General features: G+C 37.4%; 19 protein-coding genes. 14 read left to right on the top strand and 5 right to left on the bottom strand.

Features of this window, described 5'->3' with window-relative positions; translation table 11 throughout:
• Positions 1-47 precede the first annotated feature (47 nt).
• On the bottom strand, positions 48-1,769 hold the full coding sequence (locus HHL20_RS09690) for a cellulase family glycosylhydrolase (protein WP_169230925.1): 1,722 nt from the start codon (positions 1,767-1,769) through the stop codon (positions 48-50).
• Positions 1,770-1,951: 182 nt separating this feature from the next.
• A complete protein-coding gene (rplS, locus tag HHL20_RS09685; protein ID WP_034709455.1) occupies positions 1,952-2,308 on the bottom strand; it encodes a 50S ribosomal protein L19 in 357 nt (118 codons plus the stop codon).
• A gap of 282 nt (positions 2,309-2,590) precedes the next feature.
• Here rplS and HHL20_RS09680 point away from each other — a divergent pair, with 282 nt between their 5' ends.
• The gene (locus HHL20_RS09680; RefSeq protein WP_169230924.1) at positions 2,591-5,329 is read left to right on the top strand and encodes a fibronectin type III domain-containing protein; all 2,739 of its coding nucleotides are present in this window, start codon (positions 2,591-2,593) and stop codon (positions 5,327-5,329) included.
• A 204-nt stretch (positions 5,330-5,533) separates the two neighbouring features.
• Here the strand turns inward: HHL20_RS09680 and HHL20_RS09675 are convergent, their stop codons facing one another.
• Positions 5,534-5,911 (bottom strand): DoxX family protein, encoded by a 378-nt coding sequence (locus HHL20_RS09675; RefSeq protein WP_072885671.1) that lies wholly within the window; start codon positions 5,909-5,911, stop codon positions 5,534-5,536.
• A 130-nt stretch (positions 5,912-6,041) separates the two neighbouring features.
• Between HHL20_RS09675 and HHL20_RS09670 the strand changes: the two genes are divergently transcribed.
• Positions 6,042-6,743, top strand: a complete 702-nt coding sequence (locus tag HHL20_RS09670) for a CoA transferase subunit A (protein ID WP_169230923.1) — start codon at positions 6,042-6,044, stop codon at positions 6,741-6,743.
• A gap of 288 nt (positions 6,744-7,031) precedes the next feature.
• Here the strand turns inward: HHL20_RS09670 and HHL20_RS09665 are convergent, their stop codons facing one another.
• Entirely contained in the window at positions 7,032-8,825 is a 1,794-nt protein-coding gene (locus HHL20_RS09665) for an ABC transporter ATP-binding protein (RefSeq protein ID WP_169230922.1), read from the bottom strand.
• 121 nt (positions 8,826-8,946) lie between these two features.
• Here HHL20_RS09665 and HHL20_RS09660 point away from each other — a divergent pair, with 121 nt between their 5' ends.
• A complete protein-coding gene (locus HHL20_RS09660) occupies positions 8,947-9,600 on the top strand; it encodes a CoA transferase subunit B (RefSeq protein WP_169230921.1) in 654 nt (217 codons plus the stop codon).
• A gap of 114 nt (positions 9,601-9,714) precedes the next feature.
• Here the strand turns inward: HHL20_RS09660 and HHL20_RS09655 are convergent, their stop codons facing one another.
• The gene (locus HHL20_RS09655; RefSeq protein WP_169231164.1) at positions 9,715-10,515 is read right to left on the bottom strand and encodes a DUF4197 domain-containing protein; all 801 of its coding nucleotides are present in this window, start codon (positions 10,513-10,515) and stop codon (positions 9,715-9,717) included.
• A gap of 102 nt (positions 10,516-10,617) precedes the next feature.
• Here HHL20_RS09655 and HHL20_RS09650 point away from each other — a divergent pair, with 102 nt between their 5' ends.
• The 11 genes from HHL20_RS09650 (at position 10,618) to priA (ending at position 25,835) form a co-directional block, all read left to right on the top strand.
• The gene (locus HHL20_RS09650; protein ID WP_169230920.1) at positions 10,618-12,876 is read left to right on the top strand and encodes a family 20 glycosylhydrolase; all 2,259 of its coding nucleotides are present in this window, start codon (positions 10,618-10,620) and stop codon (positions 12,874-12,876) included.
• Positions 12,877-12,892: 16 nt separating this feature from the next.
• Entirely contained in the window at positions 12,893-13,522 is a 630-nt protein-coding gene (locus HHL20_RS09645) for a Crp/Fnr family transcriptional regulator (RefSeq protein ID WP_169230919.1), read from the top strand.
• Between the two features lie 326 nt (positions 13,523-13,848).
• Complete coding sequence (locus tag HHL20_RS09640) at positions 13,849-14,637, top strand: sulfite exporter TauE/SafE family protein (RefSeq protein WP_169230918.1); 789 nt, start codon at positions 13,849-13,851, stop codon at positions 14,635-14,637.
• Between the two features lie 1,076 nt (positions 14,638-15,713).
• Positions 15,714-17,126: an MBL fold metallo-hydrolase gene (locus tag HHL20_RS09635; RefSeq protein WP_169230917.1), complete on the top strand. Its 1,413-nt coding sequence runs from the start codon at positions 15,714-15,716 to the stop codon at positions 17,124-17,126.
• A 179-nt stretch (positions 17,127-17,305) separates the two neighbouring features.
• On the top strand, positions 17,306-17,869 hold the full coding sequence (locus HHL20_RS09630) for a YeeE/YedE family protein (protein WP_169230916.1): 564 nt from the start codon (positions 17,306-17,308) through the stop codon (positions 17,867-17,869).
• Between the two features lie 9 nt (positions 17,870-17,878).
• Positions 17,879-18,361 (top strand): DUF6691 family protein, encoded by a 483-nt coding sequence (locus tag HHL20_RS09625; RefSeq protein WP_169230915.1) that lies wholly within the window; start codon positions 17,879-17,881, stop codon positions 18,359-18,361.
• 98 nt (positions 18,362-18,459) lie between these two features.
• Complete coding sequence (locus HHL20_RS09620) at positions 18,460-19,455, top strand: isoaspartyl peptidase/L-asparaginase family protein (RefSeq protein ID WP_169230914.1); 996 nt, start codon at positions 18,460-18,462, stop codon at positions 19,453-19,455.
• A gap of 106 nt (positions 19,456-19,561) precedes the next feature.
• Positions 19,562-20,224, top strand: coding sequence for a copper homeostasis protein CutC (locus HHL20_RS09615; RefSeq protein WP_169230913.1), 663 nt, complete (start codon positions 19,562-19,564; stop codon positions 20,222-20,224).
• A gap of 180 nt (positions 20,225-20,404) precedes the next feature.
• On the top strand, positions 20,405-20,782 hold the full coding sequence (locus HHL20_RS09610; RefSeq protein WP_169230912.1) for a GxxExxY protein: 378 nt from the start codon (positions 20,405-20,407) through the stop codon (positions 20,780-20,782).
• The gene (locus HHL20_RS09605; RefSeq protein ID WP_169230911.1) at positions 20,782-23,262 is read left to right on the top strand and encodes a beta-mannosidase; all 2,481 of its coding nucleotides are present in this window, start codon (positions 20,782-20,784) and stop codon (positions 23,260-23,262) included. Before HHL20_RS09610 ends, HHL20_RS09605 begins: the two co-directional genes overlap by 1 nt.
• 125 nt (positions 23,263-23,387) lie before the next feature.
• Positions 23,388-25,835 (top strand): replication restart helicase PriA, encoded by a 2,448-nt coding sequence (gene priA / locus HHL20_RS09600; RefSeq protein ID WP_169230910.1) that lies wholly within the window; start codon positions 23,388-23,390, stop codon positions 25,833-25,835.
• The last annotated feature ends 16 nt before the right edge of the window (positions 25,836-25,851 follow it).

Raw genomic sequence — 25,851 nt, 5'->3', positions numbered from 1 at the left:
AAATCCCTCTTAGAAACTAAAAGGGATTTGCAAGGTAAGATTTTTTATTATTTAAGTTCAAAATACTTTAGGTTGACACCATCATTTTCAAAATAGATCCGGATTTTGTTTTCTCCTTTTTTGAGATTAATACCTTTCGCAGAAGCAGTTTTCCAGTTTTCGTTACCTCCTGTCGAAGGTAGAGATACAACAGATAATTGTTTGCCGGAAGCATCCTCAATTCTGATTTTTGCTGCATTGTTGCTTGCATAATTAATATCGAAAGTATATATCTTATCAGCTTTGGTATTAATCGTGTACTGAAGCCATTCTCCGCTTTCTGTTTTTCCTACGTAATACTCATTACTAGAGGTTTTATAAATATCCACACCGTCATTTCTCAGCTGGTTTCCGGAATTCCAGTCGGATCTTTTTTCAGGATCACTTACCCAAAGGTTGACAAAATCTTTATCGAGATAAGCTGAACCCATTCTTCCCAAATCATAATCGGTTGCCAAAATTTTTCCGGGAGCCTGAAGGTTTTTAAAAGGTTTTGTGGAAGCATCCGTTGTCTGCCTGAACATCGCATCGATCACATCATTTTTAATCTCTACATTGCTGAATTTGTAATTTTCTGCAATTTGCATCAATGCTTTTCGGGCAAATTCTTTTGAAGGCTTTTCACCGCCATTCTGCCAGTAGTCTAATAATTTCTGATATTCGGGAGTGATTTTTACATTGGTAACTCCTGCAATATTATCAATTTTTTTCATTGGCCAGAATGCATAGCCAATGTTGTGTTTATCCAAAAGCTGGATCAATTCTGTAAACCACACATTTGAGTTTTCACCTGTTTCGCCCAGCCAGATCGGGATATTGTGCTTTTCACGAAGATCCAATGCAAACTTAATGGTTGCATCATCCGTATAATTCCAGTATTTGTGGAAACTGAAGGCCATATTATTGTCCCAAAGCGGTGTAAGGCCATTGTAATTATTTCCCCAACCGTTTCCTTCAATAATGATGATGTGCTTTTTATCAACCGTACGAATGGCATCTGTAATATCTTTCTGAAGCTTCCAAAGCGGTGCATTCGACATTTCATCGGTTCCATTCGGATTTTTTCCGGTGAAATTGATGTTTGGTTCATTGATTAAATCATATCCTCCGATCCATGGTTCATCCTTATATCTTTCTGCCAGTTTTTTCCAGAGCGCAATTGTTTTTTTCTGATTTTCCTCACTTTCCCAAAGAGAAGGTTTTGATTTGTCATTGTCGGAAATATTCACGTCATTTCCCTGTCCGCCCGGAGCTGCATGAAGATCAAGGATCAGGTACATTTTATTGTCGGCACACCATTTTAAAAGATCATCGGTCATTTTAAAGCCTTCTTCCAGCCCTGTATTTTGTCCTTTTTTAGGCTCTTTTTCAATAGGCAAAGTATACAGATTATAATGCATCGGAAGCCTGATCGAATTGAATCCCGACTTCTTCAGAAAGTCAATATCCTGTTTTGTGATGCCGTTTTTCAGATATGCTTTGTAGAACTCATTCATTCCATCCTGTCCTATCAGTTCGGCAATTTTTTCTTTGATTTTGTACTGAGGACCCGCAAAATCTCCAGTTTTCAGCATGTATCCTTCCTGAAGCATCCATCCTCCAAGACCGAGGCCTCTCAGTTGTATGTTTTCACCTTTGTCATTGACAATCTTTTGACCTTCAGTTTTTAAAAGCTGAGATGTCCCAAATTGAGACAATAAAAAAGCGGATAATAGGAGGGCTCGTTTCATAGTTGTTTAATTATTAAATAGTATGGGATGTTTTTAAAGAATTATTATTTGGTAATCACAAATATATTTAAAATTTATTGAATAAAAACCATATAGCCCTGCAATATGAAATTAAGGTTGTTGAAAATAAAAAGAGACCGCTAAAAATTAGCAGTCTCTTTTCGTATGTATTGTTGTCTGAATTATTTCTTCTTGTAAGCAGCGTCTTTAATTCTCGCTTTTTTACCTCTAAGGTCTCTGAAGTAGTAGATTCTTGATCTTCTAACTCTACCTCTTCTGTCAACTTCAATTTTTTGAAGAGCAGGCATGTTGATTGGGAATACTCTTTCTACTCCTACATCACCAGACATTTTTCTGATCGTGAAAGTTTTTGTAGAACCGGTACCTCTTAATTGGATAACTGTTCCTTTGAAGAACTGAGTTCTTGTTTTCTGACCTTCTTTAATCTCGTAATACACAGTGATAGTATCACCTGCTTTGAATTCAGGGAATTCTTTTTTTGTAATGTACTTGTCTTGTACGTACTTTAATAAATCCATTATTAATAAAATAAAATGTTAAGGCTAAGCAACTTACACGGACTTCGTCAGAGGTTGAATAACAGGCTGCAAATATACAAATCTTTTTTTCAATATTCCAAACACATTACCATTAAAATATAATGAAATTTAAAGAAAAATTCCGGGAATAAATTAATATTTCTTTGAAGTTACCATCAGATACAGTTTACATGTGTATTTTACTTTTGCACGATGATAAAAGGGTTTCTTCAGCCCTATCATTATCAGCTAAACTATTAAAACATTATACAAATTGTACTCATGAAACAGCTCTTATTCTTTTTCTGCTTTGCCGTCCAGATGGCTTTCGGGCAGGCTCTGTATCCTTATTTACAAAATCCTACACCAAATTCAATGATTGTCAGCTGGAAAACCTCATCCGATAATGAAACAACCGTTTTCTATGGAACAAGCCCGGCCAATCTTAATGTGACTTTTACCGGAACCACCAATATATTTTCCGATACCGGTTACAACAATAACTATTATTATCATACGGCAAAAATCACCAACCTTCAGCCGAACACAAAATATTATTATAAAATCAGAACAGGGAGCAGCGAATCGGCTGTTTACAATTTCAGAACACTGCCTTTGCCGGGACAGGCCGCAACGGCTAACGGGAAAATCCGTTTCCTGATTATGGGAGACAACCAGATCAAGGCAGAACCGAGATATGATACCTTAACGCTGAATGCTTATAAAAAGCTAAAGGAAAAGTTCGGTCCAAATTCTGATCCTTCCGATAATGTTGCTTTGACTTTTATGGTCGGAGACCAGGTGGATGTGGGAACTTTGGATCATTATGAAAATGTGCATTTTAAAAAGAATATTAATTTATCTCCTTATCTTCCGATCCAGACTACGGTAGGAAATCACGAAACCTATGGGACGTTGGGAATGAATTCTTATTACGCTCATTTTTATATCGATGAAATAAAATATAAAAATATCTCATCCGGAAATGAGAACTATTACGCTCAGCAGGCGGGAAATGTTTTATTTATCAGTTTAAGTTCTGAACATACCGGTTCTGCACAGATGGCCTGGCTGCAGCAGATTTTAAATGCGGCTGAGAACGATTCTACTGTAGACTGGATCATCTCATTGAGCCACAGGCCTTACCAGGCAGAGCAGTATGTAGGAGATATTTCAACATGGGTAAGAAACAGCGCTGTTCCTCTTTTAACCACTTCTTCAAAATATTTAATGCATGTCGGAGCGCATCACCATTTGTATCACAGGGGACAGCTGAAAAATACGCCGAATTACCAGATTATTTCCGGCGGTGTTGCATGGGACCAGTATTGGGGAATGTCTACCGAACAGGATTTTGATGATGTTCAGAAAACATTAACGGACTGGACGTATCAGATTGTAGAAGTGGATGTCAATACAGGAAAAGTGGATGTTGAATCCTATTCCATAGGAGGAGTTTATCATAAAAAATATAATGAACTGATTGACACGTTCCACCGTTATAAAAATCAGCCAAAACCTGCAAAACCTGCTATTTCAAACATATTTACCGCACCGGTTACTTTACCTCTCACATTGAACGGATCAGCTTTTTCAAGTTCGAACGGAGAATTACTGAACACCACTCAGTTCTTAATCAGTAAAGCTGCCGATTTTTCCATTATTGAAAAGGAATTTTACAGAGATTATGAGAACTGGTTTGGGAAAGACGGAAACGGAACGCCTGATATTACCAAAAATCTTAATGCCGGAGTTGACATTACAAAAGCTACAATCGCTGCAAACTCTATTACCAATGGTGTTTATTATGTGAAAGTACGCTACAGGGACCGAAATATGGAATGGAGTGACTGGAGCGATGTAAAAGAATTTACCGTTACGGGAAGTGTTGTTTCAAATCCTGTTTTTAGTTTAAATAAAACAGAATATCTGCAGAACGAACCAATCATAGCCAATTTTACAGATGGTCCGGGCAATAATCAGGATTGGGTAGGAATTTACAAGAAGGGCCAGAATCCTGCGGCTGTAACTTCACAGGCTTTCGTCTATACCAACGGGCAGACATCCGGAACAGCTTCATTTCCAAACGGAATTGCCACGAAAGGTCAGTATTTTGCAGGCTTCTTCGCAAATAACGGCTATACTGAAATTACCCCGAGAAAAAACTTTTATGTAGGACCGAAAGTGGTGCTTACAACAACTTCTGATGTATATCCTGTCGGCGGAACGGTAACCGTTAATTTCTCCAATGGACCAAATCTTACGAAAGACTGGATCGGAATTTATAAAATGGGACATACGCCGGGAAATGTAAATTCTACACAATGGAGCTATGTGACAACGGCTTCCGGAACACTCAATTTTACAGGGCTTGCAAAAGGATATTATTATGCACAGTATTTCCTCGAAGATGGTTACACGACAATAGGCGAAAAAGTTTTCTTTAAAGTCGGAGATATTGTAACCGAACTTTGGACCAATAAACCTATTTACACATTAGGTGAAAATATAACAGCCTCGTGGACCGATTCTCCGGGCATCATCAAAGACTGGCTGGGAATTTATCCTCAAAACATTGCCGTTCCGGATGATAATTTTGTTTCTTACACGTATTTTGACGGAATTACCCAGGGTACAAAAACCATTCAGGGAACAGCAGTTCCGACAACACCCGGAAATTATTACATGGTAATGTTTACCAATGATTCGTATACCGAAGTATCCAACAGGGTACAGTTTCAGGTAAGTGGATCCACGTTGGGAACAGAAGAAACAAAAAGCACAGAGAAAAATGTAGTCTTATATCCGAATCCTACAAAACCCAGAGAACCGACCTTTATCAAAAGTGATTATCCTATCGAAAAAATAGAATTGCTGTCGGCGAACGGAGATCTGCTCTATGAATCAAAAAACATCAACAATCAACGTTTCTCTTTAGTTAACGAAAATCTACCGAAAGGCGTCTATTTTGTAAAAGTTCATACCAGAAAATTATTTACTTTAAAATTAATCATCCAATAAAGAGTCCCGAAGGGACGACCTAAACCAGCATTGGACATAAGTCCAATGAATAAAAATAATTGGTTAGGTTAAAAGAAATATCCAGTAAAGAGTCCCGAAGGGATGACCTAAACCAGCATTGGATGCAAATCCAATGAATAATAAAATAATCAATTTTACATTAAAAAAATCGGCAAAAATTTTAATTTTTGCCGATTTTTTTATTTATTCATCAGTAGATTTCAGAGCCCAAGCAATAAGCGGAGCCTGCATAAAAAGCCTGGCAAATCTTTGATTATCGGTATTTAGCCCGAAGGAATCTCTTCTGTTTTTATACTGGGCAATATTTCCGGGAAGTACGGCTGCAAAAAAGCCCGCTACAATTTTACCCATTGTCTTCCTGTACTTTTTGGGTGTAACAATTACCGCCGTTCCCAATGCTATTTCAGCAATTCCGGAATATACAACCGTATCATCTTTATCCAGAGGAACCCATTCCGGAACCTGCGCCTGAAATTCTTTTCTTGCAAAAGTAAGATGTCCGATTCCTGCGGTGATGAGAAATGCGCCAAGCGCAACCCTTGAAATGTTTTTCGTTTCCATATGATAATATTTTGTGAAGTGATGATTAACAGTAACCAAAATTCAGACCATGAAAAAAATCAGAATATCTGGAATATCTGATATATGAGAAAAAGTATTAAATTTAAGCCAACAGAAAATCTAATATTTCATGATAGATAAAAGAGTAAAAAATGCAAAGGAAGCCATCGAAGGGATTGAAGATGGAATGACATTGATGCTGGGTGGATTCGGACTTTGCGGGATTCCTGAAAACTCAATTAATGCTTTGGTAGAAAGTGATGTAAAAGACTTAACCTGTATTTCAAACAACGCCGGGGTAGACGATTTCGGATTGGGATTGCTTCTGAAAAAAAGGCAGATCAAAAAAATGGTTTCTTCATATGTAGGGGAAAATGCAGAATTTGAAAGACAGATGCTTTCAGGAGAACTGGAAGTGGAGCTGACACCACAGGGAACACTGGCAGAAAAATGCAGAGCAGCACAGGCCGGAATTCCTGCTTTTTATACGCCTGCAGGCTTCGGTACTGAAGTCGCGGAAGGAAAAGAAGTGAAAGATTTCAAAGGAAAACCTCATATCTTGGAATATGCCTTTGAAGCAGATTTTTCAATTGTAAAAGCATGGAAAGGCGATCATGCAGGAAACCTTATTTTCAAAGGATCGGCGAGAAATTTTAACCATCCGATGGCCGGCGCAGGAAAAATTACAATTGCTGAAGTAGAGGAGTTGGTAGAACCCGGAGAACTGGATCCGAACCAGATTCATATCCCGGGGATCATGATCCAACGAATTTTTCAGGGAGAAAAGTTTGAAAAAAGAATCGAACAGAGAACCGTTAGAAAAAGAAATTAATTTGATGTTAATGTAAGTTTATTAAGTTAATCACAAAAGAATTTACATACAGCTTTCAACAAAAATCAAAGATTTTTAAGGCTTTTGGTCGCTTATTTAAAGATTAAAAGATATCTAAATCTTTTGCTTCTTTTGCGGTAAATAATATTAAACTTAAAAGAATTTTTCAAATTTTTCTAAAAATATACCCCGAAATCAGCTTTCGGGGTAATTTATTTTAGTTATAAAGCCTAATTGTCATTCTGAACAAAGTGAAGAATCTCACAATCAGATAAACTTCCATCTCATCTATACCAAAGTTTTCCTTTCCCCGATTTGCTGTCTCCACATCGCATAATACAGTCCCTTTTCTTCAATAAGGTTGAGGTGCGATCCGGTTTCTATAACCTGTCCACGCTCCAGAACGAAAATTCTGTCTGCATGCATAATGGTGCTTAATCTGTGGGCAATAAGAACGGTAATCTGTTCCTTTTCCCTGGAAATTTCTTTAATGGTAGTGGTAATTTCTTCCTCCGTAATACTGTCTAAAGCCGAAGTCGCCTCATCAAAAATCAGTAAATGCGGTTTTCTTAACAAAGCTCTGGCAATGGCAATTCGCTGTTTCTCACCGCCGCTTAATTTCAAACCGCCTTCTCCGATTACGGTTTCTATTCCGTTTTCTGCACGTTCTAAAAGATTGGTGCAACTCGATTTTTTTAATGCCAACTGCAAATCTTCTTCTGTTGCGGAAGGATTTACAAACAAAAGATTCTCCTTTATTGTTCCTGCAAAAAGCTGCGTATCCTGGGTCACAAAGCCGATCTGGTTTCTCAGTTCATCAAAATCGAATTCCTTTCCGTCAATATTATTGTATAGAATAGAACCTTCCTGTGGCCTGTATAATCCTACAAGAAGTTTTACCAGAGTACTTTTTCCTGAACCGCTTGGTCCAACGAAAGCAATTGTTTCCCCGTTTTTTACTTTAAACGAAATTGAATTCAGGGCTTTGTAATGAGCAGTCTGATGCTGAAAAGAAACGCTCTGAAATTCCAGTTCTTCAATTGCTCCGATTTTCTTAGGAGTTAACGGTTTAGGCTCAACTTCTTTCTTCATCACCCGGTCGAAATTATTAAGCGAAGCCTGCGCTTCACGGTAGGAAATAATGATGTTTCCGATTTCCTGCATCGGCCCGAAAATAAAGAATCCGTAAAACATTAATGATAAATACTGTCCGGGAGTTACAATATTTTTAAAAATCAATAATAAAAGCGTAAAGGTGATCATTTGCTGTAAAAAGTTAACCAGGGTCCCCTGCACAAAGCTCAGAGAACGGATGCTTTTTACTTTTCTAAGTTCCAGATTCAGGATTTTATAAGTATTGTTATTCAGACGTTCAACTTCCTGATTGGTTAATCCCAAGCTTTTTACAATCTCGATATTTCTGAGACTTTCGGTGGTGCTTCCCGCCAGATTGGTGGTTTCCGTAACAATATTTTTCTGTATGGTTTTGATTTTTTTGCTCAGTAAATTAGTCACCACTGCAATAAAGATAATTCCTACCACATATACCGGCATAATAGACCAGTGCAGACGAATGGCATATACCGACACGAAAATAATGCTTACCAGAATTCCGAAGAATACATTGACGAAATTATTGATAAATTTTACGGAATCTTCACGAACTTTTGTTAAAATTGAGAGCGTCTCACCGCTTCTCTGATCTTCAAATTCCTGAAACGGCAGCCTCATAGAATGCTTTAGTCCGTCAGTAAATATTTTCGCACCAAATTTCTGAATGATCACATTCACGACATAATCCTGAAATGCTTTAGCGATACGGCTTATCATTGCAGTACCGACCAACAGTCCTAAAAAGTAAAAAACACCATGATAAATATCAGTTCCGTAAAGATATTCATTCATGTTTCTAGGAAGCGTTTTCTCCTTATCAAAAAAATTGGGGTGGGTAACAAGTTTGTCTAATATATTCCCTGTAATAGCAGGGGCAAACAAAGAAAAAACCTGATTTACAGCGGCTAAAAACAGCGAAATAATAATTAGCCATTTGTAAGGTTTAAGATAGTGTAATAAAATTTTCATCGGTAAAATTAAAAGCGTACAAATTTACAACAAATTGAGATTCAAAATTTATCATAGGATAAGAAAGAAATTATTTTGTAATTCCGTAAAAATGGCTAATTTGGCGGGATAAGATTAAGCTATGCTAACGAAAGAACAAATTGCACAAAGAATTTCCAGAGAAGTAAAAGACAGGTATTATGTAAATCTAGGAATCGGGATCCCTACATTGGTGGCCAATTACGTTCCGGAAAATCTTAACGTAGAATTCCAGAGTGAAAACGGAGTGCTGGGAATGGGGCCGTTTCCGTACGAAGGTGAAGAAGATGCAGATATTATCAATGCAGGAAAGCAGACCATCACTATTCTGGACGGAGGTTCCTTCTTTGATTCTGCTTTCAGTTTCGGGATGATCAGAAGCAAAAAGGTAGACCTTACCATTCTTGGTGCCATGGAAGTTGCAGAAAACGGAGATATCGCCAACTGGAAAATCCCTGGAAAAATGGTAAAAGGAATGGGCGGTGCAATGGATCTCGTAGCTTCTGCTGAAAATATTATCGTTGCCATGATGCACGTGAACAAAGCCGGAGAAAGTAAAATTTTAAAAAAATGTACGCTTCCTTTAACAGGAGTAAGCTGCGTTAAAAGAGTCGTAACCGAATTGGCGGTACTGGATGTAACACCAGACGGTTTCAAGCTTATTGAAAGAGCTCCGGGAGTTTCCGTAGAACACATCATAAAATCTACAGAGGCCGATTTAATCATTGAAGGAGAGATTCCTGAAATGCAATTCTGATAAAGCAAAACCTTGTCGCCGACAAGGTTTTTTTATTGAAAATATTTAACGTTTGATAACAAAAAGTTCCAGACTTCGAACTTTTGTTCCTTTTTGTTTCAAGACAAAAGAAATTTATTTTCCATCCTGTGCTCCAAAAACCTTCTGCAAAATACTTGTAGTCCTCATTGCAGGAGTATTGCGGATTCCGCTTTCTTTTTCGGCAACCATTTTAAACACACCATTGATGGTTTCCGTAGTTACATATTCATTAAGATCGGTGGTTACAGATTCCCCGGTAAAAGTATTATATTTAGAAATAATATTGCTCCATAATTTATCGGCGCCTACTTTTCCAAGGGAAGCTTTTACTTTTGGCTGAAAAGCTGTAAATAACTGCGATTGTGTTTTTGTCTGTAAATAATTTGTTGCCGCATTATTATTTCCCAATAAAATATTTTTAGCGTCTGTAATTGTCATGGAAGTAATGGCTTTTGTAAAAATAGGGGCAGCTTCTGTAACTGCATCTTCAGCAGCTCTGTTCAATAATTTTACACCCTGGTCTGCAAGATTTCCAAGACCAATGGATCTCAGTGTAGTATCAATTTTTCTTAATTTTTCGGGCATCAGAATTTTTACCGCTTCATTTTTTAAAAATCCGTCTGTGGTGCTTAGCTTTTTTACGCCTTCATTCACTCCCAGAGTTAAAGCTTCTTTTAAACCAGAGGAAATTTGCGTTGAGGTAAGATTTCCGGGATTAGGAGATGACGCGGAAGATTTGGGTTTTGGATTAGAAGTATTTCCTGTTGCAGATTTGGGATTTTTAAGATCAATTCCCGTCTGATTCTTTATAGTGGAATTAATAACATCTGAAATTTGTGCATGTGCGGAAACAGAGAATAAAAGTCCGCTAACGAATAAAATTGTTTTTTTCATCATTTATTTTTGTAAAATTAGATATTTTGGGCAGTAATAAGTTAAATCGCACATTTAAATTTTAAGAAAATAAGTATATTCGCCTAAATCTAAAATCATAAAATGCATCGATTATTACTGATATTTTCTGTATTATTCTCAAGTCTTTTTTTAGCCCAAACGAAATTGAATTTGATTCCATATCCTCAAAAAGTTGAATTTCAAAAAGGAGAATTTATTATTCCTAAAACTTTCAAGCTTGATGAAAATCTTCCGGTAAAAGAAACAGCCTATTTTAAAAAGCGCACTGCAGGAATGTTTACCTTCAGCTCCGGAAAAAAGAATGAAGACGTTCACTTGGTTAATGCTCTTTTTACTCCACAATCCGTGATCGATCAGCAGAAAAAAGAAAAATATTCTATTGAAGTTTCATCCGGAGGAATTGTTATCAATTCAAATACAAATCAGGGATATTTTCTGGCACTCCAGACATTAATCCAATTAATAGAACAATATAAAGATTCGGGAAAAATTCCAGCCATGAAAATTGAGGATGAGCCAAAATTCGCATGGCGCGGAATGCACCTCGATGTTTGCCGTCACTTTTTCACTGTCGATGAGGTAAAGCAGTATATCGATTATCTTGCGATGTACAAACTAAACACTTTTCACTGGCATTTAAGCGACGACCAGGGCTGGAGGATTGAAATTAAAAAATATCCTAAGTTAACGCAGATCGGTTCAAAACGTAAAGAATCAATGATTGGTGCGTATGTTGACAATACGTTTGACGGAAAGCCTTACGGACCTTATTTTTATACTCAGGATCAAATTAAAGAAGTGGTAAAATACGCTCAGGAAAGACATATTACCGTGGTTCCTGAGATTGAAATGCCGGGTCATGCTTTAGCTGCACTTTCAGCTTATCCGGAATTGGCCTGTACAAAAGGACCTTTTGAGCCGGCAACGAAATGGGGTGTTTTTGATGATGTTTTCTGCCCGAAAGAGGAAACTTTTACCTTTTTGGAAAATGTGTTGAATGAAGTAATGGCTCTTTTTCCTTCACAATACATCCACATTGGCGGCGATGAATGCCCGAAGACAAGATGGAAAGAATGTGCGCACTGTCAGGAATTAATCAAAAAAAATAATCTTAAGGACGAACACGGTCTTCAAAGTTATTTTATTCATAGAATAGAAAAGTATGTCAATTCAAAAGGCAGAAAAATCATAGGCTGGGACGAAATTCTGGAAGGCGGACTGGCCCCGAATGCTGCCGTAATGAGCTGGACAGGCATAAAAGGCGGTGTAGAAGCTGCAAAAACAGGACATTTTGCAGTAATGACCCCCGGATCTTATTGCTATTTCGATCATTATCAGGGAGATCCTGCAACGGAACCGAATGCTTTCGGAGGATTTACGCCTTTGGATAAAGTCTATTCTTATAATCCCATTCCCGAAGAGCTGAATGCAGAACAGGCAAAATATATTTTAGGCGTTCAGGCAAATTTATGGACGGAGTATATTCTGGATTTCAAACAGGTTCAGTATATGATTTTTCCGAGATTACTGGCGCTTTCGGAAGTAGGCTGGGGAACAGCTGATCCTAAAAATTACAAAGAATTTGAATGGAGAGTAATTAATGAATTTAAGGTGTTGGATAAAATGGGTATCAATTATGCGAAAAGTATTTACAATATCAATGGGAAAGTGCAACCGAGAGTAGGAGGTATTTCGTATAAACTTTCAACATCGCAGAAGCCGGAAGGAATTCGTTTCACAACAGACGGGAGTGTTCCCACAGAAAATTCCCAAACGTATGACGTTCCAATTCCCGTTTCAAAAACCATGACCATTAAATCAGCTTATTTTGAAGGTGGACTTCAAAGTGCCGTTTCTTCGCAAGATTTTGTGATTTCTAAAACTACCGGAAAACCCATAACATTAGAAAGCCAACCTGATGAAAATTATTCTTTTGGTGGAGCTTTTACTTTAGTCGACGGAATTATCGGAAATCAAAAGCAATTGGGAAAAACATGGCTTGGTTTTCAGGGAAAAGATGTCGTGGCTACGATTGATTTCGGACAGAAAACGCAGTTTTCAGAGGTGTACTTTAATACTTTAGACAACAAAGGAAGCTGGATTCATTTCGCAAAATCGGCTCAGATTTTCGTTTCAGACAACGGAACGGATTTTAAACTCATTAAAGAAATCGGAAGAGAGGAAATCCTTTCAGCAAAAGGTAAAATTAAAGTGAATGTAGGCATTCAGAATTCAAAATATATTAAAGTTAATATAGAAAACGCTGGAATTATCCCTGCCGGAAATCCGGGTGCAGATTCCAAAGCATGGCTTTTTGTTGACGAAATTGGTGTAAATTAGCCTTAGAAATTTTATTATGCAGGATTCGGTTCTTTCTTCAGAATTTACTTCTTCGCCTGAACTGGTAGAAAAGCTATATCAGTATGGGATCACGAAGACGTATCACGAAGGCGATATTATTTTAGATGAAAATTCGTCCATCCGTTCAATTCCGATCGTGATGAAAGGAATGCTGAAGGTCATCCGCACCGAAGAAGACGGCCGCGAAATTCTTCTGTATTACATTAAAGCAGGAGAAAGCTGCATCATGTCTTTTTTGGGCGGAATGCACAACGAAAAAAGTATCGTAAAAGCGGAAGTAGAAGAAGATACCGAAATTCTTTTTCTGCCGATAGACAAAGTTTCACTTTTCATTAAAGAATATCCGGAATGGCTGGATTATATTTTCAGGCTGTATCACAAACGTTTTGAAGAACTTTTGGATATCATCAATGCGATCGCTTTCAAAAAAGTGGATGAACGATTGCTGAACCTTCTCCACAAAAAATCCGAAATTATTAATTCCAAAACAATTGTTATTACCCACGAACAGCTCGCAAACGAATTGGGAACAGCCAGAGTGGTTGTTTCCCGACTCTTGAAGCAGCTCGAAGATTCTGGAAAACTACAGCTCGGAAGGAATAAAATTGTGATTTTAGAAGATTAGATAAATCCCTTTGTGATCTTATCTAAGTGAAAAGTTTATGCTGAGCTTATCGAAGTAGCTTTGCGAACTTAAAAACACTGAGTAGTCAAAAAACTTGCGAACTTTGCGTTAAAATATATAACGATATCAAGATGCTTCCAGCATAACAATCTGCTGATAAAGTAACGGCTTTTAACCTTTGCTGAGTGAAACGCCTTTGCGAACTTAAAAAACAGTTAGTAGTCAAAAAAAATCTTCGCGGCCTTTGCGTTAAAAAAAACCTTCTGTAACAAAAGTAGCTGTACATCTTTTCCGATATATCCAATTTTGCAGCATAAAGTTGAGAAATGGAAATTTTTGGATATATCGCTTCAGTTTTAATAGGAGTTTCATTAGGATTAATCGGCGGTGGAGGAAGCATTCTTACCGTTCCCGTTTTGGTTTATCTTTTTGGATTAGACGCTTTTCTGGCAACAGAATACTCACTTTTTATTGTCGGAATCAGCAGTGTGGTCGGTTCAGTTTCATACTTTAAAAAAGGGTTGGTAAATTTTAAAACGGCTCTTGTTTTTGGGATTCCTTCTATTATTTCCATTTTTCTTACACGAAATTATATTTTACCCTTAATTCCTGGTAACGTATTTACAATCAATGAATTTGTGGTAACGAAAGATATTTTGCTGCTGTTGATCTTTGCTGGATTAATGATTTTGGCCTCTTACAAAATGATTCGTAAAAACAAAGAATATCAGCTTGAAACACACCATAAAAACAATACCCTTTTGGCGGCAGGAGAAGGCTCCGTTGTCGGGATTCTGACCGGTTTAGTTGGAGCCGGCGGCGGATTTATGATTATTCCGGCTTTGGTCAGTCTTCTCAAAACTCCCATGAAAGTCGCCATCGGAACATCACTGGTTATTATTTCCCTCAATTCGCTTATCGGATTTTTTTCTTCAATAAACGATATAGCAGTCGACTGGAAATTGTTGACAACCATTTCTTCCATTGCCATTGTAGGCATCATCATTGGCTCACAGTTATCCAAAAAAATTGATGGCAGAAAACTTAAGCCTGCTTTCGGTTGGTTTATTCTGGTGATGGGAATTTATATCATCATAAAAGAAGTTTTTTTGTAGTTTTTTCTTTATAAGGGCAGCTATTTCCGCCTGTAGTTTATCCTGAGTTTATCGAAGGGTTCCTGCTTTTTTGTTCCGCTGTGCTCCACAAAAAGAGCTCCACTCAGGTCGGGCTGCGAGAGATTCCGTGGAACTGAGAGAATTAAACTGAGTTTCCTCTGTAGTATAGTACTTTATCTCTTCGAGTTTTGCTGAGTAGAACACCTTTGCGAACTTAAAAAAAAACAGTTAGTAGTTAAAAAATCTTTGCGGCCTTTGCGTTAAAAAAAATATTTCGGATATCAAGAAACTTCCAGCATGATAATCTTCTGATAAAATAGAAACTTTTAAATAAATCCGCGTCATCCGTAAAATCCGCGTGAGAAATTAAACTGTATTACTTTCCAAAATTCTTTGCGCTCTTAGTTGAGTAGAACGCCTTTGCGAACTTAAAAACACTTAGTAGTCAAAAAAATCTTTGCGGCCTTTGCGTTACAAAAATATTTTGGATATCAAGAAACTTCCAGCATAACAATCTCATAATAAATTAAAAACGTTCAAATAAATCCGTGTCATCCGTAAAATCCGCGTGAGAAATTAAACTGTATTTTTTTTGCGCTCTTATCTGAGTGAAACTCATTTACGAACTTAAAAAAACAGTTAGTAGCCAAAAAAATATTTGCGTTCTTTGCGTTCAAAATATATAACGATATCAAGAAGCTTCCAGCATGACAATCACCTGATAAAGTAATAACATTCAAATAAATCTGCGTCATCTGCGGAATCAGCGAGAATTAAATTTAGTTTACTTTCTGTAGTAATTTCAGTTTGCGGACTTGGCTAAGTAGAACGCCTTTGCGCCCCTAAAAACGTTTAGTATTCAAAAACTCTTTGCGTTAAAATATATAAGAATATCAAGAAGCTTCCAGCATAACAATCTCATAATAAATTAAAAACATTCAAATACATTCGCTTCATCTGCGGAACCAGCGAACTTCATGTTTAAAAATCCCGTTCTGTAACAAAAGTAGCTGTACACAAAATCCCAAACCCGGAAATTTGTATCAATAAAATATTAAAATTAAAATCATCAAAAAATGAAAATAGAACAGATTTATACAGGATGTCTTGCGCAGGGAGCATATTATATTGTTTCTAATGGTGAAGCAGCAATTGTAGACCCATTGAGAGAAACACAGCCTTACATCGACCGGCTGGAAAAAGACAATGTTGAACTTAAATATATTTTTGAAACGCACTTTCACGCAGATTTTGTAAGCGGGCATCTCGATTTAAGCAGAAAAACAAATGCACCGATTGTTTACGGGCCGACCGCAAAACCTGAATTTGAAGCCATCATTGCAGATGACAATCAGGTTTTTCAATTAGGAGATATTAAAGTAAAAGTGCTGCATACTCCTGGTCATACCCTTGAAAGTTCATCTTTTCTGCTGATTGATGAGAATGGAAAGGAAACAGCTTTGTTCAGCGGGGATACTTTATTTTTAGGAGATGTTGGCCGACCAGATTTAGCACAGAAAGCAGCAAGTATGACACAGGAAGAACTTGCGGGCTTACTTTATGAAAGCCTGTACAACAAAATTTTAACTTTAGACGATGATATTACCGTTTATCCGGCTCACGGAGCGGGTTCAGCCTGCGGAAAAAATATGCAGAAAGAAACGACAGATTCTTTGGGGAATCAAAAGAAAACCAATTATGCGCTGAACCAGAAGGATAAAGAAAGTTTTATAAAAGCAGTAACGGAAGGACTTCTTCCGCCTCCGGCTTACTTCGGAATGAACGTAGCCATGAATAAAAAAGGCTACGACAGTTTCGATGAGGTATTGTCAAAAGGTTTACATGCTTTTTCTCCCGATGAATTTGAAGAAATCGCAGAACATTCAGGAGCGTTGATCTTGGATGTAAGAAATAACGAAGATTTCGCGAAAGGATTTATTCCGCAATCCATTAATATCGGGCTTAATGGCGATTTTGCACCGTGGGTCGGAGCGTTGATTGTAGATGTACAACAGTCGATCCTTCTTATTACCAACGAAGGTGAAGAGGAAGAAACTGTTACCCGGTTAAGCAGGGTTGGGTTCGACAACGTCTTTGGATTTCTGAAAGGTGGTTTTGAAGAGTGGAAAAATAAGGGAAAGGAAACAGATTTCGTCAATAGAATTTCAGCACAACAATTTGAAAAAGAAATTAAAAATAAAGAAGCAAAAATTATTGATGTGCGAAAAGAAAGCGAGTACAATGCGGAACATGTCGATCAGGCATTCAATAAACCTTTGGCATACATCAACGAGTGGATCAATTCGGTCGATCCGGCAGAACATTTTTACCTTCACTGTGCAGGAGGATACAGAAGTATGATGGCAGCAAGTATTCTCCAGGCGAGGGGTTACAGAAACTTCAGCGAAATCGGAGGAGGGTTCAGTGCGATTTCCCAAACTGAAGTTCCGGTAAGTGATTTTGTGTGCCACAGTAAAGTTTTAAAGTAATCTGAATCGCAAAAGGCATAAAATATTATCTGTTAAGTAAATAATAAACGAATAATAGCAAGGTAATGTTTAAAAATCATTTGCTTTGGTAGCTTTTGGTTTATGTAAAAATCAATACCGTCTTTTGTTTCTTTTGCGAATTAATAATTAATCCGAATAAAAGTTTAATACAATCATCAATGTTAGAAATCATAAAAGAACCGTGGCCGTGGTATGTTGCAGGACCTTTAATCGGTCTTACGGTTCCTGCCTTATTAATTTTGGGCAATAAATCTTTCGGAATCAGTTCATCGCTCAGACATGTCTGTGCAGCATGTATTCCTTCAAATATTAGCTTCTTCAAATATGACTGGAAAAAAGAACTCTGGAACTTATTTTTCGTTTTCGGAATTTTATTGGGTGGCATTGTTGCTTCTCAGTTTTTAATTAATCCGGGAGAAATTTCTGTTAATCCTGCCTTGAAATCCGAATTAGCAACTTACGGAATTACAGATTACAGCAATCTGGTTCCTGTACAGCTCATGAATTTTGCAAATCTTTTAACTTTAAAAGGTTTCATCGTGATGATCGTCGGTGGATTTCTGGTGGGTTTCGGAACACGGTACGCCGGAGGATGTACCAGTGGGCACGCCATTATGGGATTGTCTAATTTACAATGGCCATCCCTTATTGCAACCATATGTTTCATGGCAGGAGGCTTTTTAATGGCGAATGTAATTCTGCCAGTCATCCTTTCACTTTAATTTATAAAAATGGAAAAAGAAAAAGATATACGGCATCAGGACAGTATCTGTACCAATGAAAGCCATCTTCAGCATCAATGGTATCACCATTTAAAGTATCTCATAGTAGGAATTCTCTTTGGAATCGTCTTTGTGAAGGCAGAAGTTATCAGCTGGTTCAGAATCCAGGAAATGTTTCGTTTGCAGTCTTTTCACATGTACGGAGTTATTGGAAGTGCTGTTATAACCGCAATGATTTCAGTGTTTATTATTAAAAAATTTAATATAAAAACCATTTATGGCGAAAAAATTTCCATTGCTCCGAAGAAGTTCAATAAAGGACAAATTTACGGAGGATTGATCTTCGGATTTGGCTGGGCAATTACAGGAGCTTGTCCGGGACCGCTTTTTGCACAGATCGGAACAGGAGCTCTGGTCATTACCGTTACTTTAATCAGCGCAATTTTCGGAACCTGGGTTTACGGATATTTTAGGGAAAAATTACCTCATTAATATTCAATAAAAATCATGTTGAGCGGTAGGAAATCTACCGCTTTTTTATTTCCTGCAAATGCGAAAAATCCTTAATTTGGGGCCAAATAAATCTGAGTATGCAAAGTAGACGAAAGTTTCTGAAAAAATCGGCAATCGCTTCCCTTGCTTTAGCGGTAAATCCTTTGGATCTGCTTGCCAAAGATCTCCCGGAAAACAACAATACCATAATTAATAAACCCATCGTTCTTTCCACATGGAATTTTGGTTTAAAAGCCAATGAAGAAGCCTGGAAAATCCTCGGAAAAGGAGGAAAAGCTTTGGACGCCGTAGAAAAAGGAGTACGCCTGGTCGAGGATGACCCGAATGAAAGAAGTGTTGGTTACGGAGGCCGCCCCGACAGAGATGGAAGGGTAACTTTGGACGCCTGCATCATGGATGAAAACTACAATATAGGTTCGGTAGCGTGCCTTGAGCATATCAAAAATCCGATCTCCGTAGCAAGAGCCGTAATGGAAAAAACACCTCACGTAATGCTTGTTGGAGATGGGGCACTACAGTTTGCAGTTTCACAGGGATTTAAAAAAGAAAATATTCTCACTCCCGAATCCGAAAAAGAATGGAAAGAATGGCTGAAAGACAGCAAATACCAACCCATTGTCAATATCGAAAATCACGACACGATCGGAATGATTGCGATGGACGCTAACGGAAATCTCTCGGGAGCCTGCACTACCAGCGGAATGGCTTTTAAAATGCATGGAAGGGTAGGAGATTCACCAATCATCGGTGCAGGTCTTTTTGTGGATAATGAAGTTGGGGCAGCTACGGCGACAGGTCATGGCGAAGAAGTGATTCGAACCGTGGGTACGCATTTGGTCGTAGAATTAATGAGACAGGGAAGAACGCCGCAGCAAGCCTGCAAAGAAGCCGTGGAAAGAATTGTACAAATTACGAAAAGAAGAGATAAAAATCTGAAGGACATCCAAGTAGGTTTTATTGCTCTTAATAAAAAAGGAGAATACGGTTCCTATTGCATTCAGGATGGGTTTAATTTTGCTGTGTACGACCAAAAAGGCAACCGCCTTGAAAAACCGGACTTTGCATTAAAATAAATAATTTTCGTAATCAAACAGTTAGCAGATATCAATAGGGACGGGCTTTAGCCCGTTTTTTCAAAATAAAAAATCCATTGGCTTTAGCCTAAATTAAATAATATAAATGTCAAAAATAGAAATAGCATGCTTCAATTCCGAATCAGCAATAATCGCTTTTGAAAACGAAGCTGACAGAATAGAACTGTGCGACGGATTAAGCGAAGGCGGAACCACACCGGACTTTGAAATAACAAAACAGCTTCGCGAAAAAATCAACATTCCGATATTTGTAATGATTCGTCCCCGTGGCGGAGATTTTACGTATTCGGATGAAGAGTTTGAGCAGATGAAATCGGATTTAATCCAATTGAAATCTTTGAATGTTGATGGCTTCGTATTCGGAATTTTGGATGAAATTGATGAAATTGATGTTGAACGCAATAAAATCCTGGTTGAACTGGCAAGCCCTTATCCCTGCACTTTTCACCGTGCCTTCGACCGCGCTAAAGATTTAGAAAATTCTTTGGAAAAAGTAATTGATTGTGGTTTTACAACCATTCTTACCTCCGGACAAAAACCCAACGTATCGGAAGGTAAAGAAAACCTTAAAAAACTGGTAGAGTTATCAAACGGCAGAATTGAAATTCTTGTAGGGGGCGGACTTCGTTCTTCCAATATCGAAGAAATCCGTGAGTTTACTAAAGCCGGATATTTTCATTCTTCAGCAATTACCGATGGCGGTGAGTTTGCAAATGCTACTGAGATAATTTTCTTGAAAAATAAATAATATTAAACGCAAAGCTTATATTAATTTGAATTATATTTAAGGAGCAAAGAATGCGACAAAGTCGCTTAATGAAGCTACTCGTTTAATTTTTTAGCTTAATAAAATCAATTTATTGATTCTTCTTTGCTCCTTAATTGTGAGAATATTATAAATAATCTTTGCGTTAAAAACAAAACACAAATGACAGAAAACGAATTGTCCTATAAAATTATAGGCGCAGCTTTAGAGGTTCATCGAAATTTAGGAGTAGGCTTATTGGAAAACGCTTACGAAACAGCACTGTTTTACGAAATTAAAAAACTGGGAATTAAAGTAGATAAACAGGTTTGTTTACCCCTCCAATATAAAGAAATATTTATTGAAAAAGCATACAGAATTGATTTAATTGTCGAAAATAAAGTGATTGTGGAAATTAAATCGGTTTTAGAGATGCATCCTATTTTTTATTCTCAAGTATTAACCTATTTAAAACTGACAAATTTGAAATTAGGGCTTCTTATTAACTTTAATACACCACTTATTAAAGATGGAATCCATCGAATAGTAAATAAATTATAATGAAAAAAAACATACTTTTTTCTTTCCTTTTCATACAAATTTTAATCAACGCTCAGTTTTCCGGACGCAATTTATCCTCAGAAAAATGGAACTTTAAAAATGCTAAAGAAAATAACTGGCTCGCGGCCTCCGTGCCGGGAACAGTACATTTGGATTTGATGAAGAACAATGTCATTCCTGACCCTTTTAAAGACGAAAACGAGAAAAAAGTACAATGGGTAGAAAATGAAGACTGGGAATATCAGACAAAATTTACTGTTTCTCAAAAGGAATTAAGCAATCAGAATATTGATTTGGTATTTTCAGGATTGGATACCTTTTCCGAGATTTATTTAAATGGAAAATTAATACAGACAACAGATAACATGTTCAGAAAATGGACGATTCCTGTGAAGCAATATTTAATAATCGGCGAAAATATTTTACAGGTAAAATTCAGATCTGCAGTAAATACCGGGAAACAGTTGGCTGAAAAAGTGCCGTTTACCATACCGGAGTCACCAAGAAGCTTTGTAAGAAAAGCACAGTATCAGTTTGGTTGGGATTGGGGACCAAGACTCGTCACTGCTGGAATCTGGAAAGATGTACAATTAAATTTCTGGAATCAGGCAAAACTAGAAAACATAAAAATTGAGCAAAAAACGATAACAAGGCAAAAAGTAGAATTAAATATTTATACTGAAATTTCAGCAGATAACGAAGGAAAATATTCAGTTTTAATCAATAATAAAATCAACACGATCCGGTTGAAAAAAGGGAAAAATACGATTTTGATTCCTTTTACTGTTAACAAACCGAATTTATGGCAGCCGAACGGATGGGGAACCCCGAATCTTTATGACGTAAAAATTACCCTGCAGAAAGATAATAAACTGATTGATAAAAAATCTGAACGGATAGGACTAAGGACGGTTGAATTAATTCAGGAAAAAGACGAAAAAGGAAAATCCTTTTATTTCAAAGTAAACGGAAAACCAATGTACGCCAAAGGAACCAACTGGATTCCCGGCGACAGCTTTTCTCCGAGAATGCCCAAAGAAAAATACCAGAAACTCATCAAAGACTGTAAAGAAGCCCACATGAATATGATCCGCGTCTGGGGCGGCGGAATTTACGAAGATGACGAATTCTACAAAGCCTGTGATGAAAACGGAATTTTAGTATGGCAGGATTTTATGTTTGCGGGAAGCTTTTATCCTGCAGACAAAAACTTTCAGAAAAATGTCGAACTGGAAGTAAAAGATCAGGTAGAGCGGCTTCAGAATCATGCCTCATTGGCTTTATGGTGCGGAAACAATGAAATTGATGAAGCGATTGTCAACTGGGGATATCAGAAGCAGTTTAAATATTCAAAAGAAGATTCTCTCCAGGTCTGGAAAGATTATAATAAAATTTTTTATGAAATAATTCCTAATGCCATTCAAAAATATGCGGTTTCTGATAAACAGATCTATTGGCCGAGTTCACCGTCCATCGGCTGGGGCCACCAGGAAAGTTTAAGCGAAGGAGATTCTCATTACTGGGGCGTCTGGTGGGGCGAACAGCCTTTTGAGATATACAACGAAAAGGTTCCGCGTTTTGCTTCCGAATATGGTTTTCAGGGAATGCCTACACTGGAAACCACAAAATCCATGTTTTCAGGAAAAGCTGATTTGAATTTTCAGAACGGAACCATCAAAGCACATGAAAAGCACTCAAGAGGCTGGGAGATTATCGAAAATTATATGAAAAGGGATTATAATATTCCGAAAGACTTTGTGAAATACAACTATATTTCCCAACTGCTTCAGGCCCGCGGAATGCAGATTGCCATAGAAGCGCACCGCCGTGCAAAACCTTACAACATGGGAACGTTATATTGGCAGCTGAATGATTGCTGGCCGGTGGTTTCCTGGTCTTCGATCGATTATTTAGGAAACTGGAAAGCGCTGCATTATCAGTTAAAAAGAAGTTTTGAAAACCAGGTAATCTTAACGGAAGAAAAGGATGGAATTTTAAACTTTTATGGTATTAATGACGGATTGAATGCAATTGAAAACGTAACCTTAGAGTTTGAAGTAAATAATTTTAAAGGTGAAAATATTCTTACGGCAGTTTCAAATAAGAAACAGAATTTGGAAGGAAATATAAAGTTTGATTCTGCATCTATCAGTGAACTTATTGGTGATGGCGATAAAAATGAGCTGTTTTTAAATGTAATTTTAAGAGGAAAAGATGAAAAAGTAATTGCGGAGACCAACTATTTCTTTGCAAAACCGAAAGATTTAAAACTGCCAAAACCCCATCTTACAATCAGGAAAATTTCTCCGACTGAAATTGAAGTTTCTACCGATGTTTTAGCGAAAGATGTCTATTTAATAGGAGATACGCACTTTAGTGACAATTTCTTCGATTTGCTCCCAAAAGCTTCGAAAAGAATTACTCTTACAAAGCCTTTGGAAAAAATTGAAGTCATGAGTTTATGGGATACGATGAATTAAAACTTACTCGATCAAAACAACATTCAATGTTTCAAAAACCCTGAAGATTTAGCTTTAGAAGTTGTTTAAACAAAAATTGCAGTTCACAAAAGAATAAATTAATTTTACACTTTAAATATTTCCCTTTGCAGTACGCCCAGATTGTTTTGCCGTTAAATTTAAAAGGATCTTTTACCTATAAAGTTCCCGAAGAGCTACAATCCGAAATCCAGACAGGAATGCGCGTTTTGGTACCTTTTGGTGGTAAAAAGATCTATACCGGAATTGTATTTGAACTTCATAATGATGCACCGGAAACATTTGTGGCGAAAGAAGTGATCAGCCTTCTGGACGATCAGCCGATTGTCCCTCAAGAGCAGATTAACTTTTGGAACTGGCTTTCCGGGTATTATCTGTGTGGTCTTGGCGAAATTTACCGTTTTGCTTTTCCTTCTTCTTTAAAGCTGGAAAGTGAAACCTATTTAAAATTAAAACCGAATATAACGGTCGATTTCGAAAATCTGGATGTCAACGAAATGTATCTGATCCAGGCGCTGGAAGTCCGGCAGCTAATCAATTTAACGGATATCGAAGCATTTATTCCGAAAAAAGATATTATCAGAACCATCAATTCATTAATTGATCTTCAATATATCGAGATTGATGAAAAAATTGCCGAAAAATACAAAGCAAAAGAAGTTGCCTATGTAAAGGTAAAAGATGAGGTTTTAAAAAACCAGAACCTTACGGAAATACTTTTAACCTTAAAAAGATCGCAGAAGCAGAAAGACCTTTTCCTTCATATTCTCGAAAAACAGACGGAAAATCCCGATCTTCATATTAAAAAATCAGAGCTTTTTGAAGATGGCTATTTTGGAAGTTCACACTTTAAAGCATTAGCAGATAAAAATCTGGTTGAGGAATATTACATGCAGAAAGACAGGCTGGAAAGCTATGAAGGAGAAATAGAAGAAATAGAAGAGCTTTCGGAACCTCAGAAAACAGCAAAGGCGGAAATAGATGAAGCTTTTGAAGAAGGGAAAAATGTACTCTTGCATGGTGTCACATCATCAGGAAAAACACATCTCTACCTTGAAAAAATAGAAGAATGCATTAAGGAAGACAAGAATGTATTGTTTCTGCTTCCGGAAATTTCCTTAACCAAGCAGATTACCCAACGGTTAGAAAAAAAATACGGCAGGCAGCTCGGTTTTTACCATCAGAAACTTACCGATTTTGAACGCGTGGAAGTCTGGAGAAGAATCCGACAGAATGATATTAAAATCCTGATCGGAACAAGGAATTCCTTATTCCTGCCCTTCCGGAATTTGGGACTGATTGTGGTCGATGAAGAACATGATTCTGCGTATCGGCCAAGAGAAGTTTCTCCTTATTTCAATGCGAAAGATGCAGCATTAATTTTGGGAAATTTCTATAATGCCCGTGTAATTTTAGGCTCAGCAACACCTTCGGTGGAAAGCTATTACAACGCCAGGAAAGAAAAAATGGCATATATCTTTCTCGAAGAGCGTTTCGGGAATGTAAAGCTTCCGGAATATGAACTTGTAAATTTTAAAGAAGCCCAGGATTCCAAAAAAGTTTCCGGAAATTTTTCTTTACAGGTTATTGATGAGATTAAAAAAGTTTTAGAGGAAAAAAATCAGGTTATTGTGCTTCACAACCGCCGTGGTTACGCCAATGTGGTTGAATGTGAAACCTGTGGCTACGTCAATTACTGCTCCAATTGCGATGTGGTAATGACGTATCACAAAGCAGCCAATGAAATGAAATGCCATTACTGCGGCCAGAGAGCTTCCAAACCGAAAACCTGTCCTAAATGTTACTCCGAAAACCTGAATGAAAGAGGCGTAGGAGTGGAACAGATCCATGAAGAAGTTTCAAAGCTGTTTTCCGACAGCGAAGTTGACAGAATGGATGTTGATTCGATGAGAAAGAAATTTGCCTACGAAAGATTATACGAAAAAATCGAAGACCGCGAAACCGATATTGTAGTCGGCACACAGATGATTTCAAAAGGACTGGATTTTAATCATATTGAGCTGGTGGCAATACCTAAAGCAGATTCTATGTTGTATGTTCAGGATTTCAGGGCAGAAGAGCGGGCTTATCAGCTCATTACCCAGGTATCAGGAAGGGCAGGAAGGGTATCCGGACAGGGAAGGATTATCATACAGACTTATAATCCGGAGCATTCTGTTTTTCAACTGATTAAAATGAATAATCCGGCTAAAGTGTATAAATACATTTTAACGGAACGTAAGAAATTCCATTATCCGCCTTTTACGAAACTCATCATGATTGAGCTGAAACACCGAAGAGAAGATAAAGCCAACAGGGCTTCACAGTTTCTCGGGTCAATTCTCAGGAAGTATCTTCCTGAAGACTGTGTCTTAGGCCCGGAAAAAGCGCAGATCGCAAAGCTTAACAACCTGTATCAGTTTCAGATTCTTCTTAAATTGCCAAGAGGAAGGAAATATGAGGAATATAAAAAACTGGTTTTAACAAGTTTAAAAGAATTCGATGAAATTACTGCATACCAAAGCATTAAAAAAGATGTTTTTGTTGATTTTTAACAAATTTTAACAAATT

This window comes from Chryseobacterium cheonjiense (assembly GCF_012927265.1).
GTDB lineage: Bacteria > Bacteroidota > Bacteroidia > Flavobacteriales > Weeksellaceae > Chryseobacterium > Chryseobacterium cheonjiense.
This window is presented reverse-complemented; position numbering and strand designations above follow the sequence as displayed.

Coding starts and splice junctions, on each gene's coding strand:
- rplS (WP_034709455.1), bottom strand. CDS start 2,308: ATGGATTTATTAAAGTACGTACAAGACAAGTACATTACAAAAAAAGAA.
- HHL20_RS09620 (WP_169230914.1), top strand. CDS start 18,460: ATGCAAAGTAGACGAAAGTTTCTGAAAAAATCGGCAATCGCTTCCCTT.
- HHL20_RS09635 (WP_169230917.1), top strand. CDS start 15,714: ATGAAAATAGAACAGATTTATACAGGATGTCTTGCGCAGGGAGCATAT.
- HHL20_RS09665 (WP_169230922.1), bottom strand. CDS start 8,825: ATGAAAATTTTATTACACTATCTTAAACCTTACAAATGGCTAATTATT.
- HHL20_RS09615 (WP_169230913.1), top strand. CDS start 19,562: ATGTCAAAAATAGAAATAGCATGCTTCAATTCCGAATCAGCAATAATC.
- HHL20_RS09610 (WP_169230912.1), top strand. CDS start 20,405: ATGACAGAAAACGAATTGTCCTATAAAATTATAGGCGCAGCTTTAGAG.
- HHL20_RS09645 (WP_169230919.1), top strand. CDS start 12,893: ATGCAGGATTCGGTTCTTTCTTCAGAATTTACTTCTTCGCCTGAACTG.
- HHL20_RS09640 (WP_169230918.1), top strand. CDS start 13,849: ATGGAAATTTTTGGATATATCGCTTCAGTTTTAATAGGAGTTTCATTA.
- HHL20_RS09690 (WP_169230925.1), bottom strand. CDS start 1,769: ATGAAACGAGCCCTCCTATTATCCGCTTTTTTATTGTCTCAATTTGGG.
- HHL20_RS09630 (WP_169230916.1), top strand. CDS start 17,306: ATGTTAGAAATCATAAAAGAACCGTGGCCGTGGTATGTTGCAGGACCT.
- HHL20_RS09605 (WP_169230911.1), top strand. CDS start 20,782: ATGAAAAAAAACATACTTTTTTCTTTCCTTTTCATACAAATTTTAATC.
- HHL20_RS09680 (WP_169230924.1), top strand. CDS start 2,591: ATGAAACAGCTCTTATTCTTTTTCTGCTTTGCCGTCCAGATGGCTTTC.
- HHL20_RS09675 (WP_072885671.1), bottom strand. CDS start 5,911: ATGGAAACGAAAAACATTTCAAGGGTTGCGCTTGGCGCATTTCTCATC.
- HHL20_RS09670 (WP_169230923.1), top strand. CDS start 6,042: ATGATAGATAAAAGAGTAAAAAATGCAAAGGAAGCCATCGAAGGGATT.
- HHL20_RS09655 (WP_169231164.1), bottom strand. CDS start 10,515: ATGAAAAAAACAATTTTATTCGTTAGCGGACTTTTATTCTCTGTTTCC.
- HHL20_RS09625 (WP_169230915.1), top strand. CDS start 17,879: ATGGAAAAAGAAAAAGATATACGGCATCAGGACAGTATCTGTACCAAT.
- HHL20_RS09660 (WP_169230921.1), top strand. CDS start 8,947: ATGCTAACGAAAGAACAAATTGCACAAAGAATTTCCAGAGAAGTAAAA.
- HHL20_RS09650 (WP_169230920.1), top strand. CDS start 10,618: ATGCATCGATTATTACTGATATTTTCTGTATTATTCTCAAGTCTTTTT.